The following is a 17,307-nucleotide window of genomic DNA, read 5'->3' on the forward strand; positions in this document are numbered from 1 at the left end:
CACACCTTGCTGTCCGCGGTACAAGCGGGCTTCTGGAGTCCCCCATGCCGATCAAAGCCATCCTCACCGACATCGAAGGCACCACCAGCGCCGTCAGCTTCGTCTTCGACGTGCTCTTCCCGTATGCCGCCGCGCACCTGCCGGCGTTCGTCCGCGAACACGCCGGCGAGCCGGAAGTGGCCGCGCAGCTGGATGCGGTGCGCGCCGAGAGCGGTGAAACCGGCGCCGACGTCGAGCGCTGCATCGCCATCCTCCTGCAGTGGCTCGCCGAGGACCGCAAGGCCACGCCGCTGAAGGCGCTGCAGGGCATGGTCTGGGAGCAGGGCTACCGCGCCGGGCAGCTCAAGGGCCACGTCTACCCGGACGCGGTGGAGGCGCTGCGCCGCTGGAAGGCCGAGGGCTACGCGCTGTACGTCTACTCCTCCGGCTCGATCCAGGCGCAGAAGCTGATCTTCGGCTGCTCCGAGGCCGGCGACCTGAGCCCGCTGTTCTCCGGCTACTTCGACACCACCAGCGGCCCCAAGCGCGAGGCCGCGTCCTACGCGCGGATCGTCCAGGCCATCGGCCTGCCGGCGGAGCAGGTGCTGTTCCTCTCCGACGTGGTGCAGGAACTGGACGCCGCCCGCGACGCGGGCCTGGCGACCACCGGCCTGGCCCGCGAGGGCGGCGCGCTGGAAGGCCACGAGACCCTGGGCAGCTTCGCCCTGATCGACCCGGCGCGCTGCTGAGGCCGGCGCCGTCTATGCTGGAGGACACACCTCCAGCAAGGGAGCGGCGCCATGGGTTCGACCTTCAGCGGGCTGATCGGCCTGGTCATCTTCGCCCTCGACATCTGGGCGATCATCAGCGTGCTCAAGAGCAGCGCGGATGTTCCGATCAAGATCATCTGGGTGCTGGTGATCGTCATCCTGCCGTTGCTCGGGCTGGTGATCTGGGCGATCGCCGGGCCGAAGGGCAATGTGCGCGTCTAGCGCCGGGCCCGCGATGATCCCGCGCGGCCTGTGGGTGCTATCGCGGACGGAGTCCGCTCCTACGTTCAGCGTCACTGGGTCCCCGCGTTCGCGGGGATGACGGGTTGGGACGCGTACGCCAGCGTATTGTTTCCGTGCTGCAGGAGTGGACTTCGTCCGCGATCCTGCAGACCCAATCCGTCATTCGAACCGGTAATGCATCCTCACGCAGCCTGGTTCGATGACCTTCGCCGACAGTAGCGTCGGCGACACCTGCAGGCCGACAGCGGGGAACAGGGGAAAGCCGCCGCCGATGATTTCCGGCATCACGTAGATCTCCAGCTCATCCAGCGCGCCGCGCTCCATGAAGGCCATCTGCAACTGGCCGCCGCCGAGCATCCACACATCGCCGTCGTCCAGCGCGCGCAGTTCCGCGATCAGCGCGTCGACGTCGCCACGGGTTTCCAGCGGCCCCTTCGGGTCGTCGATGGGGCGAGAGGTCACCACCCGCACGCGCTGGGCAGCATAGGGCCAGGGAGAGGGATCGGCCGCGAGGAAGTCGTAGGTCGCGCGCCCCATGACCACCGTGCGAATGCGCTGGAGGAACAGGCTGTAGTCATGTTCGCCCAGCTTTAGCCGGTCATGCTTGAACAGCCAGTCCAGTCCATGGTCCGGCGTAGCGATGAAGCCGTCGAGGCTGGAGGCGATGTAGCCGAGAATCCTGGCCATGGTGAGTCTCCTTGGATAAGCTTTGCGCCAATATATAAATGAATGTTCATTTATAAAAGAGGGTGGCATGGCTCGAACCAAGACGGTGGGCGACGAAGCGATACTCGACGCCGCCATGGCGCTGATGGTGCGCGAAGGGCCGAAAGCGGTGACCTTTGCAGCCGTGGGCCGTGAGGTCGGACTGTCCGCCGCGACGCTGGTGCAGCGGTATGCGACCAAGGCTGATTTTCTCCATGCCGTTCTGTGGCGCGCCTGGAACCAGTTGGACGAACAGACCGCGCGTCTCGATGCAAGCGCAGCGTTGAGCCCGGAAGGCGCGGTTCGGATGCTGGTGGCACTGTCCCCGGTGGGCGAGGGCGAGTTCGATTTCGCCGAGGGACTGTTGATCCTTCGCGAGGACATGCGTGATCCGCTGCTTCGCGAACGCGGCGCGCAATGGAGGGCCACAATGGCCGTGGCGTTGGGGCGGCGATTGAGCGATGACCCGCACAGGCAGGCGATGCTCGGCCGGATGATGGCCAGCCAGTGGCAAGGTGCGCAGCTCTGGTGGGCCTTCGAGCGCCGCGGCGATGCGGTCAGCGTCATCGGCGATGAGTTGCGGCGCTGGTGCGAGGTCGTGCTGAAGGCGGAAAGGGTTGCGGGATAAGGCGCAGGGATGGAGACTCGTTCGATGCATTACTGCCTGATCGAAACCGACCTCGGCTGGTTCGGGCTCGCCTGGAGCTCGCAGGGGGTTACGCGTACCTATCTGCCGGGGGACTCCGTGCACAGTGTGCGCGAACGCTTCGACCGGCTCGGGAGCGAAACCGCGCACTGGCCGGCGTTCATCGACGAGGCACGCCGACTGATCCTGGGTTATGCGCGGGGCGAGGCGGTGTCCTTCGACAGCGTGCCGCTGGACCTGTCGGCGGTCAGCGATTTTCACCGCCGCGTATACGACGACATCCTTCGGTTGGGGCGCGGGGAGACCACGACCTATGGCGAGATCGCCCGGCGTCTGGGCGATGTCGGCTTGTCCCGCGCCGTGGGACAGGCGATGGGCAGCAACCCGATTCCGCTGATCATTCCGTGCCACCGGGTGCTCGCCAGTGGCGGCAGGACCGGCGGCTTCTCGGCGCCGGGCGGTAGCGCCTCGAAGAGGCGCATGCTCGCGCTGGAAGGTTTCGAAGACCCGCAGGCCGCTCAGACTGCCTTCGACTTCTAGGCGTTTTCCAGCGCGCCTTCCAGGCGCAGCAGCGCTTCCTTGCGCGGCAGGCCGCCGCCGTAGCCGGTCAGGCTGCCGTCGCGGCCGATCACCCGATGGCACGGAATGATGATGCTGATCGGGTTGGCGCCGTTGGCCGCGCCCACCGCGCGCACCGCCCTGGGCCGGCCGATGCGTTCGGCCAGGTCGGCGTACCAGGTGGTCTGGCCGAAGGGGATGTCGCACAGGGCCTTCCACACCGCGCGCTGGAATTCGGTGCCGCGCGGCGCCAGGCGTACCTCGAAGCGCTGGCGGCGGCCGGCGAAGTATTCGTCGAGCTGGCGCATCGCCTCATCCAGCTGGCTGCTGGCCTCGCGCCAGTCCGGGCCGGGTTCGTGGCCTTCGAAGGGCGTCATGTAGAGCATGCGCAGGCCTTCCTCGTCGCCGGCCAGCAGCAGGCGGCACAGCGGGCTGTCGTAGTAGCGGTAGAACATGCTGTTCATCCTCCGATGCGGCTGCCTTGCGAATAGGCTTGCCAGAGATAGACGGCGGCGTAGGCGCGCCAGGGGCGCCAGGCCTCGGCGCGGCGCTGCAGGTCGCGGGCGGCGATGCCGGCCTCGCCCCATACCGGCGACTTGAGCAGGCCCAGGTCGGCGGCGGGGAAGGCGTCGGCCTCGCCGAAGGCGCGCAGGGCCACGTATTCGGCGGTCCAGGGACCGATCCCGGGGAGTTCGCAGAGGCGCTTCACCAGGGCCTCGGCGCCATCCTCCACGTGCAGCTGCAGGGCGCCCTCGGCCACCGCGGCGGCGAAGCGCTGCAGGGTGGCGACGCGCTTGCCGGGCATGCCGATGCCCGCCAGGTCGGCCTCGGCCAGCGCCCGTGGGGTCGGGAAGAGGTACTGCGGGCCGGCCTCGATGGCGTTGCCCAGCGGCTCGCCGAGGCGCTGCACCAGGCGCCCGACGATGGTCACCGCCGCCTTCACCGTGACCTGCTGGCCGACGATGGCGCGCACCGCCTGCTCGAACGGGTCGAACGCGCAGGGCAGGCGCAGCCCTGGCCAGGCCTCGACCAGCGGCCGCAGCAGCGGGTCGGCGCCCAGGTGCGCGGCCATCGCCAGCGGGTCGCTGTCGAGGTCGAACATCTTGCGCACCTTGGCGGCCAGCGGCGCGGCGTCCGGGGGCGCGCCGTCGAGGTGCAGCTCCACGCGCAGGGCGGCCTCGGTGGCCAGCGGGCGGATTTCCATCCACCCCGGCGCGCCGTCCAGGCGCAGGCTGCGGCGGTAGTGATCGTCGCCCAGCACCTCGACGCCGGCCAGGCGGCGCAGGGCGAAATGCTCGTGGAACTGCCGCCAGTTCCAGGGCGGCTGGTAGGGCAGGTGCAGGACGAGGGGAGCGTTCGGTCGGTTCATGGGGCCGACGATAACCCGGCGCATCGCGCCTGTCCTCCCGCCGCTGACTTTCAAACTGCATCGGCAAACCGCGCGGGTTCCACCTGTCATGCCCCGCCCGGTAGAATGCGCGCCTTTCACGGCCGGCCCTCGGCCCGCCTCATTCACCGTTGATCCGGGAGACCGCCCATGCGCGATTACCAGGAAACCCTCTACGAAGGCTACGGCCAGCGTTTCAGCGTCGACCAGATGCTCCACGAGGTGCGCACCGAGCACCAGCACCTGGTGATCTTCGAGAACGCCCGCATGGGCCGGGTGATGGCCCTGGACGGGGTGATCCAGACCACCGAGGCGGATGAGTTCATCTACCACGAGATGCTCACCCACGTGCCGATCCTCGCCCACGGCGCGGCCAAGCGCGTGCTGATCATCGGCGGCGGCGACGGCGGCATGCTGCGCGAAGTGAGCAAGCACGCCAGCGTCGAGCACATCACCATGGTCGAGATCGACGGCACCGTGGTCGACATGTGCAAGCAGTTCCTGCCGCGCCATTCCAACGGCGCCTTCGACGACCCGCGCCTGGACCTGGTGATCGACGACGGCATGCGTTTCGTCGCCACCACCGAGCGCCGCTTCGACGTGATCATCTCCGACTCCACCGACCCGATCGGGCCGGGCGAGGTGCTGTTCTCCGAGAACTTCTACCAGGCCTGCCACCGCTGCCTGAATCCGGGCGGCGTGCTGGTGACCCAGAACGGCACCCCGTTCATGCAGCTGGACACCGTGCGCAACACCGCCGGGCGGATGAACGGCCTGTTCGCCGACTGGCACTTCTACCAGGCGGCCGTGCCCACCTACATCGGCGGCAGCATGACCTTCGCCTGGGGCGCCACCGACCCGGCGCTGCGCCGCGTGCCGCTGGAGACCCTGCGCCAGCGCTTCGCCGCCAGCGGCGTGGGCACCCGCTACTACAACCCGGAGATCCACCAGGGCGCCTTCGCCCTGCCGCAGTACGTGCTGCAGGCGATCGGCAAGCCGCACAACGACTGAGCCGGGCGCGCCGCCGCGCGATCGCGCGGCGGCCATGACTCTTTTTTCACCGGCTTTGGGCATAATCCGCCGATTCGGCGCCTTCGTTCATTAAGCTCCGGCTAAGCCGGCCCGACTAGAATGCGCCGCCGGCCGTCCTGCCCGTTTCCCGGCGAGGCGGCCCGCGCCCCTTTCCCGAGTGCATGCAGGGGAGGGCGCTCAACCCGAACGTTTCTAAGTACACGGAACCTGACCATGGGCCAATCGGAAGTCCTGAATTCCCGCCAGCGCGGCGCCAACCTGGCGCGCGCGACTGTGTCCAGCCACCTGGGGTTCATCCTGCTCAGCGGCCTGGCGCTGATGCTGATGTTCTCCCTGCTGCGCCTGGCGTTGCTGATCTATAACCGCGAGCTGATCGGCGACACCCCGGCGAGCACCTTCATCGAGGCCTTCGGCACCGGGATGCGCTTCGACATCCGCGCGGTGACGCTGATCCTCGTGCCGCTGATCTTCGCCCTGGTCAGCGTCACCGCGATGCGCTGGCGCATGCTCTGGCGCGTCTGGCTGACCGCCCTGGCCAGCCTCACGCTGTTCCTCGGCGTGCTCGAACTGGACTTCTACCGTGAGTTCCACCAGCGCCTGAACAGCCTGGTGTTCCAGTACATGTCCGAAGACCCGAAGACGGTCATGAGCATGATCTGGTACGGCTACCCGGTGGTCCGCTACCTGCTGGCCTGGGCCGTGGCCACCTGGCTGCTGTTCATGCTGTTCCGCGGCGTCGACCGCGCCACCCGGCCGAGCGCCACCGGCGCCTCGGGGGCGGTCTGGTACCTGCGCGTCGCCGCGCTGCTGGTGGTGGTCGTGGTGCTCGGCGTGGCCTATCGCGGCACCCTGCGCCAGGGCCCGCCGCTGCGCTGGGGCGACGCCTTCACCACCGATTCGATGTTCGCCAACCACCTGGGCCTGAACGGCTCGATGACCCTGCTCAAGGCCGCCGAGGACCGCTTCGGCGAGGACCGCGCGAACATCTGGAAGGCGTCCCTGCCGGACGACCAGGCCCGCGACACCGTGCGGCAGATGCTGCTGTTGCCCGACGAGAAGCTGGTCGACACCGACGACGCGGCGGTGCGCCGCGACTATACCCCGCCGGCCAGCGGCACCCTGCCGGGCGTGAAGAACGTCGTGGTGATCCTCATGGAGAGCTTCGCCGGCCACTTCGTCGGCGCCCTCGGCGCGCCGGGCAACATCACCCCGAACTTCGACAAGCTGTCGAAGGAAGGCCTGCTGTTCACCCAGTTCTTCTCCAACGGCACCCATACCCACCAGGGCATGTTCGCCACCATGGCCTGCTTCCCCAACCTGCCGGGCTTCGAATACCTGATGCAGACGCCGGAGGGCGGCCACAAGTTCTCCGGCCTGCCGCAGCTGCTCAGCGCCCGCCAGTTCGAGGACGTCTACGTCTATAACGGCGACTTCGCCTGGGACAACCAGTCGGGCTTCTTCGCCAACCAGGGCATGACCACCTTCATCGGGCGCAACGACTTCGTGAACCCGGTGTTCTCCGACCCGACCTGGGGCGTGTCCGACCAGGACATGTTCTCCCGCGGCAACGAGGAACTGGACAAGCTCGCCGCCAGCGGCAAGCCGTTCTACGCCCTGCTGCAGACCCTCTCCAACCACGTGCCCTACGCGCTGCCGAAGGACCTGCCGGTGGAGCGCGTGACCGGCAACGGCAGCCTCGACGAGCACCTGACCGCCATGCGCTACTCCGACTGGGCGCTGGGGCAGTTCTTCGAGAAGGCGAAGAAGTCGCCGTACTACAAGGACACCCTGTTCGTGGTGGTCGGCGACCATGGCTTCGGCGCGCCGGAGCAGCTCACCGAGATGGACCTGTTCCGCTTCAACGTGCCCTTCCTGATCATCGCCCCGGGCATCCAGGAGAAGTTCGGCAGCAGCCGCGCCACCGTCGGCACCCAGATCGACATCGTGCCGACCATCATGGGCCGCGTGGGTGGCGAGGTGCGTCACCAGTGCTGGGGTCGCGACCTGCTGAACCTGCCGGAAGGCGACAAGGGCTTCGGCGTGATCAAGCCCTCGGGCAGCGAGCAGGTGGTGGCCATCCTTTCCGGCAACCGCATCCTGATCAAGCCCAAGGATGGCGACATCCGCGTGTACGACTACCAGGTCGGCGCCAGCCCGAAGGCCGATCGCGTGCAGAACGCGCCCGACGAGGCCCAGCTGAAGCAGCGCCTGGAGTCGTTCCTGCAGATCGCCACCAAGAGCCTGCTGAACAACACCACGGGCGTGGTGGACAGCAAGCCGGACAGCAAATGACCGGTGTGTGACGGAAGAAGGGGCCTGCGGGCCCCTTTTTCATGGGAGGCGTCTTAAGATTTGGTTATAAATTAAGTCAATAACGATCTAAGCACTTATAAGGAAAGCCGCTATCCTGCCCGCCGGTTTTCGCGGGCCACACATGGCTTTCAGGAAGAATTGATGGATTTCGGCGTCCTTGGTTTCGTTGTCGCAGGCTTGCTGGTCGGATTCATCGTAGGCATGACGGGCGTCGGTGGCGGTTCGCTGATGACGCCGATCCTGCTGTGGTTCGGCATCAACCCGGCGGCGGCGGTGGGCACCGACCTGCTCTACGCGGCCATCACCAAGTCCGGCGGCGTGCTGGTGCACACCCGGCACAAGAACGTGGACTGGCGCATCACCGGCTGGCTGACCCTCGGCAGCGTGCCGGCGGCCGGCCTGACCCTGCTGTTCCTGCACCAGCTGGGGGCCGACACGGCGGCGTTGAACGCGGTGATCAAGCACGCGCTGGGCGTGGTCCTGCTGCTGACCGCCCTGGCCATTCTGTTCAAGCAGAAGCTGCTGGCCTTCGCCCATCGCCACGCCGGCGACCACTACCACCTGGGCGGCACCAGCCTGAACCTGTTCACCGTGCTGACCGGCGTGGCGCTCGGCGGCATGGTCGCGCTGACCTCGATCGGCGCCGGCGCGCTGGGCACCGTGGCGCTGTTCGTGCTCTATCCCTTCCTCGCCACCCGCCGCCTGGTGGGCACCGAGATCGCCCACGCGGTGCCGCTGACCCTGGTCGCGGGCCTGGGCCACGCCAGCATGGGCAACATGGACTGGCACCTGCTGGGCTACCTGCTGTGCGGGTCGCTGCCGGGCATCTACCTGGGCAGCCACCTGTCCGGGCGGATTCCGGATGGCGTCCTGCGGCCGTTCCTGGCGGTGATGCTGTTCAGCATCGGCTACAAGCTGGTGTTCTGATCCGGCGCTTGCGGTTGTCTCTGTGATTGTCGGCGGATAACCGTGAGCGGTTGTTCGCCCTGCACCCGTCCCTTCCCTGTCATCCCCGCGAACGCGGGACGCGGCTCCATCGCGAACAGCGCTTGCGCTGGCCCGAAGGGGAATAACCCAGAGACTTTGTGGTTGGGCGTAGCGCGCCGCTTATGAGTGCTCGGATGTTTCTTGTTTCGCCTCTCGGCGAGTCCCTTTTGTCAGTCGCCACAAAAGGAACCAAAAAGGCTTGCCCCGGCATCCGGGCCCGGCAAGCCGGGCTTCCCTCACGAATTCCCCCGCCACGGAGGCCCGCCCCGACAGTACGTCCCTGTACAGATCGGGGCTCGCGCGACATCCATGTCGCCCGACCTCCTGAGCGGGGGTTTCGCTCGGCCTCCTGAACGGGGCGTTCGGCGCGCTCGGATGTTTCTCTGGAAACCCGTAGGGCGCATAACGCCTACGGCGTTATCCGCCATTGCCGCCGGCCGGCTACGGATTTCACCGTAGGAGCGCGCCATGCGCGCGATCGCGGGCGTGGCCCGCTCCTACGGGGTGTTCGGCGCTTGGGGGGATGACGGGGTTTCAGGATGACGCCGTGCTATCCGCCCGCGCCGAACGGCCCCCTCTCCCGCTTGCGGGAGAGGGTTGCGGCGTTCACCCGGCGCGCCGAAGCCGCCGGGGGAGGCCCTTCGCGAGCGAGCTCGCTCCTACAGCTCGGCGCCAGCGTGGGTTAGAAGGTCTTGGTCGCCCGCGCCACCACGGTGGCGGTGCAGATGTCCTTGAAGCCCTGCCAGTTGAAGCACTCGCTCTGCGACAGGTCGGTGTCGATGTAGCTCAGCGACCAGTCGATGCCGGCGAATTCGCGGTCCAGGCGTGCTTCCCATTCGTGGTAGGTGCTGCGGGTGCCGCCGTCGCCGGCCAGGTAGATGGCGTCCTTGGCGTCGTTGCGGCCGTAGCGCAGCTTGGCCTTGAACTCGGCCGGCAGGTCGAAGCCGTAGCCGATGTAGCTGTACAGCTGGCTCTGGTCCTTGCCGGCGTAGGTGGTGATGTCCTTCGAGTAGTAGTTGCCCAGCTCGAAGCCGTAGGCGCTGAGGATGGCGTAGACCTCGCTCTGGTCGAACTGGCCTTCCTTCGGGTAGCGGTACTGGATGTAGCCCAGGTCCAGGCTGACCGCGTCGGTGGCCTGCCAGTACCAGCCGGCGTAGTAGTCCAGCTCCTGGCGGGTTTTCAGGCCGTAGCCGAAGTCGACGTTGGAGCTCCATACGCCGAGGTACAGGCCGCTGGCGTGCTGCAGCGTGGCGCCGGCCTGGATCGCCGGGTCGTTCTGCGTCTGCGAGATGCCGCGGGTGCGGTAGTCGCTGGCCAGGGTGGTTTCCAGCGCCAGCGAGAACTCGTCGTTGAGTTCCAGCGCCTGGCTGGCCGAGAAGGGCGCGCAGGCGAGCGCCGCGCCGAGGATCAGTGCGTTGTGCTTCATGGACTTACCCGTTGTTGTGATTGTATGGGCAGCTGAAAAAGCCCGCGCAGCCCCCTCCCGCCGGCGAGCCGGGATGCGGAAAGGGAAGGGGCGGCGGGAAAGGCCGGGCCTCTACGGACCCGGCACCGGAGCAAAGCGGATCAGAGCGCGTTCTGGCCGTCGGCGCGGTAGACCTCGCGGCCGCCGAACAGGGTGCGCAGCACCTTGGCCTCGGCCAGCTCGGCGTCGGGCACGCTGAACAGGTCGCGGTCGAGCACCACCAGGTCGGCCTGCTTGCCGGGCGCCAGGCTGCCGATCCTGTCGCCCTGGCCCATGGCCTTGGCGGCGTTCAGGGTGTAGGCGTAGAACATGGTCTGGCGGTCGATGCGCTGCTCGGGGTTGAGCACGCCCTGCGGGCCCTTGCGGGTCACCGCCTGGTACATGGCGCGCAGCGGGTCCGGGGTGGACACCGGCCAGTCGCTGGCCCCGGCGATGGTGGCGCCGGCGTCCAGCAGCGATTTCGCCGGGTACATGTAGCGGTACACGTCGTCGGCGATGTAGGGCTTCACCAGGTCGAGGGTGTAGACCTCGGCGGTGGCCCAGTCCAGCTGCATCGAGGCGATCACCCCGAGCTGCTTGAAGCGCGGGAAGTCGCTCGGGTTGACCAGCTGCAGGTGGGTGATCGAGTGGGCGATGCCGCTCTGCCGGTCCTTGCGCGCCTGGGCGAAGCCGTTGAGCGACTCGCGCACCGCGCGGTCACCGATGGCGTGCACGTGCACCAGCCAGCCGCGCGCGTCGGCGGCGCTGACCAGCTCGCCGAAGTGCTGCGGGTCCAGCAGCAGTTCGCCGGGCTTGTGCAGGTTCTTGTAGTCCTCCAGCAGCGAGGCGGACTGCGCCGGGTATTCCAGCACGCCGTCGGCGAACACCTTGATGCCCGGCAGGCTCAGGTTGGGGATGCCCTCGAACTGCTTGCGCACCTTGTCGATCACCTCCAGGTCGGCCGGGCGGCTCTTCGGGTTGACCACCAGCAGCGCCGCGACGTGGGCGCTGAGCTGGCCCTGCTGGGCGAGGTCGCGGTACACCGGGAGCACGCCGACGGTCTTCTCGGTGGGCTTGATGTCGAACAGCGCGTCGCCGGGCGCGCCGTTGGCGGCCGGGTCCATCCAGGCGGTGATGCCCAGGCTGTTGTTGTACTGCACGGCGGCCAGGCCGGCGCGGTCGAGGGTCTTCTGGTCGGCCGCCGGCATGGCCTGGGCGACGCGGTCGAAGCCGGCGTCGACGACGAAGCCGGTGGGGGTGAAGTCCTTGGCGTGGGCGATGTTCTGCTGCTCGGCGGCCGGCAGCGAGCGCACCAGCCTGGCGTCGACCCCGGCGCGGCGCAGCATGGCGGCGTTGGCCCAGGCGGTGTGGTGGTCGCTGCCGATGAAGACGATCGGCACCTGCGCCCATTCGCCGGCGTTGAAGATTTTCGCCAGCCCGGCGGCCTGCGACCAGTAGCTGGAGTTCATGCCGTTCATCACCAGGATGTCGGCGACCTTGGCCTTGCCGCTGTCGCGGCCTTCGCGCAGGCGCTGTTCCAGCTGTTCGAGGCTGACCTGCTCGTCGCCCATGCTCGCCGAGATCAGCTCCAGGCCGCCGAACACCGAGTGCGAGTGGCTGTCGATGAAGCCTGGCATCAGCAGCTTGCCGCCGAGGTCGACCTGCTTGCTGTGGGCGTCGCCCAGGGCGCGCACCTCGGCGTCGCTGCCGACCTTCAGCACCTTGTCGCCGGCGATGGCCACGGCCTGCTGCAGCGGTTGCCCCGGCTCGGCGGTGAAGACCTTGGCGTTGTACAGGATCAGGTCGGCGGTTTGTGCGTGCGCTTCCAAAGTCCCCAGTGCGATCGCAACGGCAAGAGCGCCCTTGATGAGCCTTCGCATGACATCCCCTTTTCTTGGTGGTTGATTTTTATTGGTTTGCGCCAGAGGCTACTGGGCCTAGCCGTTTCGCCGATAGCCAGGCGCTGGCACAAGACTTGTGAAGAAAAGGAAAGAATGTGGACAGGTTCAGCAGCCTCACCCTGTTCGTCGCCTGCGCCGAGACCGGCAGTTTCAGCCGCGCCGCCGAGCAACTGGGCAAGACCCCCTCGGCGGTGACCAAGGCCATCGGCCAGCTGGAAGCCAACCTCGGCGCCCGGCTGTTCCAGCGCACCACCCGCAGCATGGCGCTGACCGAGGCCGGCCAGCTGTACCTGGACAGCGCCCGCGAGGTGCTGGCGCGCATGCACGAGGCCACCGAGGAAATCGCCCAGCTGCAGCAGAGCCTGCGCGGCAAGCTGCGGGTGACCGCGCCGCTGGCCTTCGGCGCGGCCTTTCTCAATGACCTGTGCGCCGAGTTCCTCGACCGTCACCCGGACCTGCGCCTGCAGATGGACCTCAGCGACAGCTACGTCGACCTGCTCGACGGCCGCTACGACCTGGCCCTGCGCCTGGGCCACAGCAACCTGCCGGGGCTGATCGTGCGGCCGCTGGCGCAGAACCGCCTGGTGCTCTGCGCCAGCCCGGCCTACCTGGCCCGGCGCGGCACGCCGCAGCACCCGGACGAGTTGGCCGCGCACGACCGCCTGACCTACTGGCACCCGGCGCTGGATTCGCGCTGGTGGCTGGAACGCGACGGCCAGCGCTTTTCCTCGCCGCGCGAGGGGCGCCTGGTCAGCGACAACCACGAACTGCTGCTGGCGGCCTGCCTCAAGGGCCACGGGCTGATGCCCTGTCCACTGTGGAGCGCCTTGCCGTTCCTGCGCGACGGCCGCCTGCGCAGCGTGCTCGACGACTACCACTTCGACCCCGACGCCTTTGGCCAGCAGATTCTCGCGGTCTACCCCAGCCACCGCCGCGCCACGCGCAAGATCCTCGCCTTTATCGAGCAGCTGGAAAGCGCGCTGCGGCGGCTCGACATCCCGCTGGCCTAGCGCTCGCGGAAACGTCCCGGCGGCACGCCTTTCCAGCGCTTGAAGGCGTGGATGAAGTTGGACACCTCGCCATAGCCCAGGCGCTCGGCGATCTCCTCCAGGCGGATGGCGCCGGTGCCCAGCAGTTCCTCGGCCAGGGCCTGGCGCACTTCGTCGAGCAGGGCGCGGTAGCTGCTGCCTTCGTCCTGCAGGCGACGGCGCAGGGTGCGCGAGGTCATGTGCAGTTCCTCCGCCACCTGCTCCATGTCCGGCAGGCGGCCCGGGGTGCGCAGCAGGCGGTCGCGGATGCGCCCGGCCAGGCCGCCGAGTTCCTGGCGGCGCGCCAGCAGGGCGCGGCATTGTTCCTCGCAGTGCCGCGCCACCTGGGGGTTGGCGCCGGGCAGCGGAAGGTCGAGGGTGGCGCTGGCGAAGACCACGCGGTTGCGCGCCTGGCCGAAGACCGGCTCCACGCCCAGTTCGGCCAGGTAGGGGGCGATATCGGCGGGGCGCGGGCGGCGGAATTCGGCGCGCAGGATGGGCAGCGGGCGCCCGGTGAGGTCGCGCTGTACGCGCAGCACGCCGCCCAGGTCGCGCTCGCAGGCGAAGGCCTGGAGGTCCTCCGGCACGGCGCTGTCGTCCAGCAGCAGGCAGGCTTCGCCGCCGTTCTCGTGCAGGCTCAGGCGGGTGAACACGTAGGTCAGGCCGAGGTAGCGCAGGCCGAGCAGCGCGGCGCCGCGGAAGGTCGGGCTGCTGAGCAGGGCGAAGCCCCAGATGCCGTAGGTGTTCAGGTGGTAGCGCAGGCCGGCCTGCAGGCCGCTGCCGGCGGGCAGGCGGCCGGCCAGGTTGCGCAGCACCTGGAGTTCGCAACGGGCGTCGATGTCGCGCGTCGGGTCGGCGAGCACCGCCAGGTCCAGGCCGCTGCCGTGCAGGCAGTCCTCCAGGGCCAGGCCGTGGTCGAGGCCGAACTGGGTCAGCAGCTGCACGCTGAAGGCGCTGCGGCGGGCGGGCCAGGGGAGGTCGGGCATCGGCGGCTCCGGGCTTGTCCGAAAATCACAATTCTTTGTCCGACTATGCCATAACCCGGCGCGCGCCGGGGCACTAGCCTATGCTCATTCGCCAGCGAGGCGGATGGCGGGGGCGCCCATGCGCCGCCGCCCAGACCCATCGGGAGCACAACAATGCACAATACTTCCCGTGGCCCGGCACCCCTGCGCGCGCTGATCATCGGCGCCGGCTTCGGCGGCCTGGGCCTGGCCATCCGCCTGCAGCAGGCGGGCATCCACGACTACCTGATCCTCGAGAAGGCCGCCGACGTCGGCGGCGTGTGGCGCGAGAACAGCTACCCCGGCGCCGCCTGCGACGTGCCATCGCACCTGTATTCGTTCTCCTTCGAACCCAAGGCCGATTGGACCCGCAAGTTCGCCCCGCAGGGGGAAATCCTCGACTACCTGCGGCATTGCGCGGACAAGTACGGCCTGCGCTCGCGCATCCGCTTCGGCTGCGAGGCGGTGGACGCCTGCTTCGACGAATCCACCGGCGAGTGGCGGGTGCGCTGCGCCGACGGCGAGCTGCTGCGCGCCCGCGCCCTGGTCTGCGCCACCGGCCAGCTGAGCCGGCCGCTGTACCCGCGCATCGCCGGGCTCGACGACTTCAAGGGCGCGGCCTTCCACTCCGCGCACTGGGACCATCGCGCCGACCTGCGCGGCAAGCGCGTGGCGGTGATCGGCACCGGCGCCAGCGCCATCCAGTTCGTCCCGCGTATCGCCGAACAGGTCGGCGAGCTGCTGCTGTTCCAGCGCAGCGCGCCCTATGTGATCCCCAAGCCGGATCGCCCCTACAGCGACTGGGAGCGCCGCCTGAAGGCGCGCTTGCCGTGGCTGCAGCGCCTGGATCGCGGCCTCAAGTACGTGCAGCACGAGGCGCGGGTGCTGGCCTTCTCCACCTTCCCGCCGCTGATGAAATTCATGCAACTGAACTTCCGCCTGCACCTGCGCCGGGGCATCGCCGACCCGCAGCTGCGCCGCCGGCTGGTCCCGGACTACCCATTGGGCTGCAAGCGCATTCTCATCAGCAACGACTACTACCCGGCGCTGGCGCGGGCCAACGTGCGGGTGCTCGACAACGGCATCGAGCGGGTCGCCGAGGACGCCGTGATCACCCGCGACGGCCAGCGCCACCCGGTGGACGCGATCATCTTCGGCACCGGCTTCGCCGCCACCGAGTTCCTCGCCCCGCTGCGCATCCAGGGCCTGGGCGGGCGCTGGCTGGAGCAGGCCTGGGCGGAGGGCGCCGAGGCCTACAAGGGCATCAGTGTCAGCGGTTTCCCCAACCTGTTCATCCTCTACGGGCCGAACACCAACCTGGGGCACAACTCCATCGTCTACATGCTGGAGAGCCAGTTCCCCTACGTGCTGGCCTGCCTGCGCCGGCTCGCCGAGCAGGGCCTGCGCTACCTGGACGTCAAGCCCGAGGTGCAGAGCGCCTACAACCAGGCCCTGCAGCGTGGCCTGCAGCACACCGTCTGGGAGGCCGGTTGCGACAGCTGGTACAAGACCGCCAGCGGCCGCAACACCAACAACTGGCCGGGCTACACCTTCCGCTACCGCCAACAGACCCGTCAGCCGGAGTTCGCCGACTATGAATGCGCCCGTTGAGTTCTCGCCGCCGCCGTCCACCTCGCAGCGCCTGCTCGCCGGGCTGCTGCGCGGCACCCTGCGCTTGTTGTTCAGAGGGCTGATGCGCCCGCCGATTTCGGTGCCGATCCAGCGCCGGGTGCTCAACGCGCTCACCGCCGCGACCCTGGCCCCGCGTGGCGTCACGCGCAGCGCCGAGATCATCGCCGGGGTGCCCTGCGAATGGCAGCGCGCCGGCGCCGCCGAGGGCCGCGCGCTGCTCTACCTGCACGGCGGCGCCTACCTGGTGGGCTCGGCCGCCACGCACCGGGCGATCACCGCCAACCTGGCGCGCCTGGGCGCGGTCGACGTGTGCGCGGCGGACTATCGCCTGGCCCCGGAGTACCGCTTCCCGGCGCCGCTGGAAGACGCCCTGGCGGTCTACCAGGCGCTGCTGGCGCGCGGCCAGGACCCGGCGCGGCTGGCGGTGGCCGGCGATTCCGCCGGCGGCCACCTGACCCTGCAACTGGCCCTGGCCCTGAAGGAGCGCGGCCTGCCGCTGCCGGCGGCGCTGGTGGTGTTCTCGCCGGTCACCGACGTCAGCTGCGCGCAGTGGCACCAGCCGCCGGCTGGCGATCCGCTGATCAGCCGCGCCTGGGTGGAAAGCGCCATCGCGCAGTTCTGCCCGCCGGGCGTGGCGCGCGATTCGGCGCAGTTGTCGCCGCTGTTCGCCGACCTCGCCGGGCTGCCGCCGCTGCTGATCCAGGTCGGCGAGGACGAAGTGCTGCGCAACGACAGCCTGCGCCTGGCCGAGGCCGCGCAGAAGCGGGGCGTCGCGGTCAGCCTGCAGCGCTACCGCGACTGCTGGCACGTGTTCCAGGCCCACGCCGGGCTGCTGCGCATCGCCGACCGGGCGCTGGGCGAGGTGGCCGGGTTCCTCGGCCGGCACCAGGGAGGCGAGCGTTGATGGACAGCATCCTGATCACCGGCGCGGCGTCCGGCATCGGCGCGGCCAGCGCCCGCTTGTTCCACTCCAACGGCTGGCGCGTCGGCCTGCTCGACATGAACGCCGAGGCCCTCGCCGGGCTCTCCGCCGAGCTGGGCGGCGCCTGGCGGCGCAGCCTGGACGTCACCGACGCCACGGCGGTGCGCGAGGCGCTGACGGATTTCGTCGGCGCCGGCGACGGGCGCCTGCGCCTGTTGTTCAACTGCGCCGGCATCCTGCGCTTCGGCCGCTTCGAGGACATCCCGGTGGAAGACCACGGGCGCCTGCTGGCGATCAACGTGCAGGGCCTGCTGAACTGCTGCCACGCGGCCTTTTCCGCGCTCAAGGCCACGCCCGGCGCGCAGGTGCTGAACATGGGCTCGGCCTCGGGGCTCTACGGGGTGCCGGAGATGGCCACCTACTCGGCCTCGAAGTTCGCCGTGCGCGGGCTCACCGAGGCGCTGGAGCTGGAGTGGCGGCGCCACGGCATCCGCGTCGCCGACCTGATGCCGCCGTTCGTGCGCACGCCGATGGTCACCAGCCAGGCCTACGAGCCGCCGGTGCTGCGCCGCCTGGGGGTGAGCCTGAAGGCCGAGGACATCGCCGCCGCGGCCTGGCGCCAAGCCCACAGCGACAAGGTGCACCGGCCGATCGGTGCGCTGTTCCAGGCCATGTACTGGTCCGGGCAGCTGTCGCCGCCGGCGATCAACCGCTGGGTGATGGGCTGGCTCAGCCGCGCCTGAGCCGTCCCGGCTA

The 17,307-nt window shown here is 69.0% G+C and carries 17 protein-coding genes; 11 read left to right on the forward strand and 6 right to left on the reverse strand.

Annotated elements, in window-relative coordinates; all coding sequences use genetic code 11:
* Positions 1-44 precede the first annotated feature (44 nt).
* Complete coding sequence (gene mtnC, locus P3W75_RS06300) at positions 45-728, forward strand: acireductone synthase (protein WP_346429850.1); 684 nt, start codon at positions 45-47, stop codon at positions 726-728.
* Between the two features lie 51 nt (positions 729-779).
* Entirely contained in the window at positions 780-971 is a 192-nt protein-coding gene (locus tag P3W75_RS06305) for a PLDc N-terminal domain-containing protein (protein ID WP_276226505.1), read from the forward strand.
* A gap of 180 nt (positions 972-1,151) precedes the next feature.
* Here P3W75_RS06305 and P3W75_RS06310 read toward each other — a convergent pair whose 3' ends face one another.
* Positions 1,152-1,679 carry a dihydrofolate reductase family protein gene (locus tag P3W75_RS06310; RefSeq protein WP_276226506.1) on the reverse strand — a complete coding sequence of 176 codons (528 nt, stop codon included), beginning with the start codon at positions 1,677-1,679 and terminating at the stop codon, positions 1,152-1,154.
* A 67-nt stretch (positions 1,680-1,746) separates the two neighbouring features.
* On the opposite strand from P3W75_RS06310, the gene P3W75_RS06315 reads away from it, so the two are divergent.
* Both P3W75_RS06315 and P3W75_RS06320 read left to right on the forward strand, forming a co-directional pair.
* Positions 1,747-2,325, forward strand: a complete 579-nt coding sequence (locus P3W75_RS06315; protein WP_276226507.1) for a TetR/AcrR family transcriptional regulator — start codon at positions 1,747-1,749, stop codon at positions 2,323-2,325.
* Between the two features lie 24 nt (positions 2,326-2,349).
* Positions 2,350-2,883 (forward strand): methylated-DNA--[protein]-cysteine S-methyltransferase, encoded by a 534-nt coding sequence (locus P3W75_RS06320; protein ID WP_276226508.1) that lies wholly within the window; start codon positions 2,350-2,352, stop codon positions 2,881-2,883.
* Here P3W75_RS06320 and P3W75_RS06325 read toward each other — a convergent pair.
* Both P3W75_RS06325 and P3W75_RS06330 read right to left on the reverse strand, forming a co-directional pair.
* On the reverse strand, positions 2,880-3,356 hold the full coding sequence (locus P3W75_RS06325; RefSeq protein WP_276226509.1) for a methylated-DNA--[protein]-cysteine S-methyltransferase: 477 nt from the start codon (positions 3,354-3,356) through the stop codon (positions 2,880-2,882). The genes P3W75_RS06320 and P3W75_RS06325 overlap by 4 nt on opposite strands.
* A 5-nt stretch (positions 3,357-3,361) precedes the next feature.
* Positions 3,362-4,270 (reverse strand): DNA-3-methyladenine glycosylase family protein, encoded by a 909-nt coding sequence (locus P3W75_RS06330; protein ID WP_276226510.1) that lies wholly within the window; start codon positions 4,268-4,270, stop codon positions 3,362-3,364.
* Positions 4,271-4,438: 168 nt separating this feature from the next.
* On the opposite strand from P3W75_RS06330, the gene speE reads away from it, so the two are divergent.
* The 3 genes from speE (at position 4,439) to P3W75_RS06345 (ending at position 8,560) form a co-directional block, all read left to right on the forward strand.
* Positions 4,439-5,299 (forward strand): polyamine aminopropyltransferase, encoded by an 861-nt coding sequence (speE, locus tag P3W75_RS06335; protein WP_276226511.1) that lies wholly within the window; start codon positions 4,439-4,441, stop codon positions 5,297-5,299.
* A 234-nt stretch (positions 5,300-5,533) separates the two neighbouring features.
* Positions 5,534-7,612, forward strand: a complete 2,079-nt coding sequence (locus tag P3W75_RS06340; RefSeq protein WP_276226512.1) for an LTA synthase family protein — start codon at positions 5,534-5,536, stop codon at positions 7,610-7,612.
* A gap of 162 nt (positions 7,613-7,774) precedes the next feature.
* Positions 7,775-8,560, forward strand: a complete 786-nt coding sequence (locus P3W75_RS06345) for a sulfite exporter TauE/SafE family protein (RefSeq protein WP_276226513.1) — start codon at positions 7,775-7,777, stop codon at positions 8,558-8,560.
* A 742-nt stretch (positions 8,561-9,302) separates the two neighbouring features.
* On the opposite strand, the gene P3W75_RS06350 is transcribed toward P3W75_RS06345, so the two are convergent.
* Complete coding sequence (locus P3W75_RS06350; protein WP_276226514.1) at positions 9,303-10,046, reverse strand: TorF family putative porin; 744 nt, start codon at positions 10,044-10,046, stop codon at positions 9,303-9,305.
* A gap of 140 nt (positions 10,047-10,186) precedes the next feature.
* Complete coding sequence (locus tag P3W75_RS06355; RefSeq protein ID WP_276226515.1) at positions 10,187-11,944, reverse strand: amidohydrolase; 1,758 nt, start codon at positions 11,942-11,944, stop codon at positions 10,187-10,189.
* Positions 11,945-12,060: 116 nt separating this feature from the next.
* On the opposite strand from P3W75_RS06355, the gene P3W75_RS06360 reads away from it, so the two are divergent.
* Positions 12,061-12,975 (forward strand): LysR family transcriptional regulator, encoded by a 915-nt coding sequence (locus tag P3W75_RS06360; RefSeq protein ID WP_276226516.1) that lies wholly within the window; start codon positions 12,061-12,063, stop codon positions 12,973-12,975.
* On the opposite strand, the gene P3W75_RS06365 is transcribed toward P3W75_RS06360, so the two are convergent.
* Positions 12,972-13,979 (reverse strand): AraC family transcriptional regulator, encoded by a 1,008-nt coding sequence (locus tag P3W75_RS06365; protein WP_276226517.1) that lies wholly within the window; start codon positions 13,977-13,979, stop codon positions 12,972-12,974. The two genes, P3W75_RS06360 and P3W75_RS06365, sit on opposite strands and share 4 nt — an antisense overlap.
* A gap of 153 nt (positions 13,980-14,132) precedes the next feature.
* On the opposite strand from P3W75_RS06365, the gene P3W75_RS06370 reads away from it, so the two are divergent.
* Genes P3W75_RS06370 through P3W75_RS06380 form a run of 3 tightly spaced genes read left to right on the forward strand, consistent with a single transcriptional unit; the run spans position 14,133 to position 17,294 of the window.
* Positions 14,133-15,608: a flavin-containing monooxygenase gene (locus tag P3W75_RS06370; protein ID WP_276226518.1), complete on the forward strand. Its 1,476-nt coding sequence runs from the start codon at positions 14,133-14,135 to the stop codon at positions 15,606-15,608.
* Positions 15,592-16,533, forward strand: a complete 942-nt coding sequence (locus P3W75_RS06375; RefSeq protein ID WP_276226519.1) for an alpha/beta hydrolase — start codon at positions 15,592-15,594, stop codon at positions 16,531-16,533. The genes P3W75_RS06370 and P3W75_RS06375 overlap by 17 nt, the downstream gene beginning before the upstream one ends.
* A complete protein-coding gene (locus P3W75_RS06380) occupies positions 16,533-17,294 on the forward strand; it encodes an SDR family oxidoreductase (protein WP_276226520.1) in 762 nt (253 codons plus the stop codon). The genes P3W75_RS06375 and P3W75_RS06380 overlap by 1 nt, the downstream gene beginning before the upstream one ends.
* Positions 17,295-17,307: the final 13 nt, after the last annotated feature.

It is taken from the genome of Pseudomonas citronellolis, from assembly GCF_029335315.1.
In the GTDB taxonomy this organism is placed as follows: Bacteria; Pseudomonadota; Gammaproteobacteria; order Pseudomonadales; family Pseudomonadaceae; genus Pseudomonas; species Pseudomonas citronellolis_A.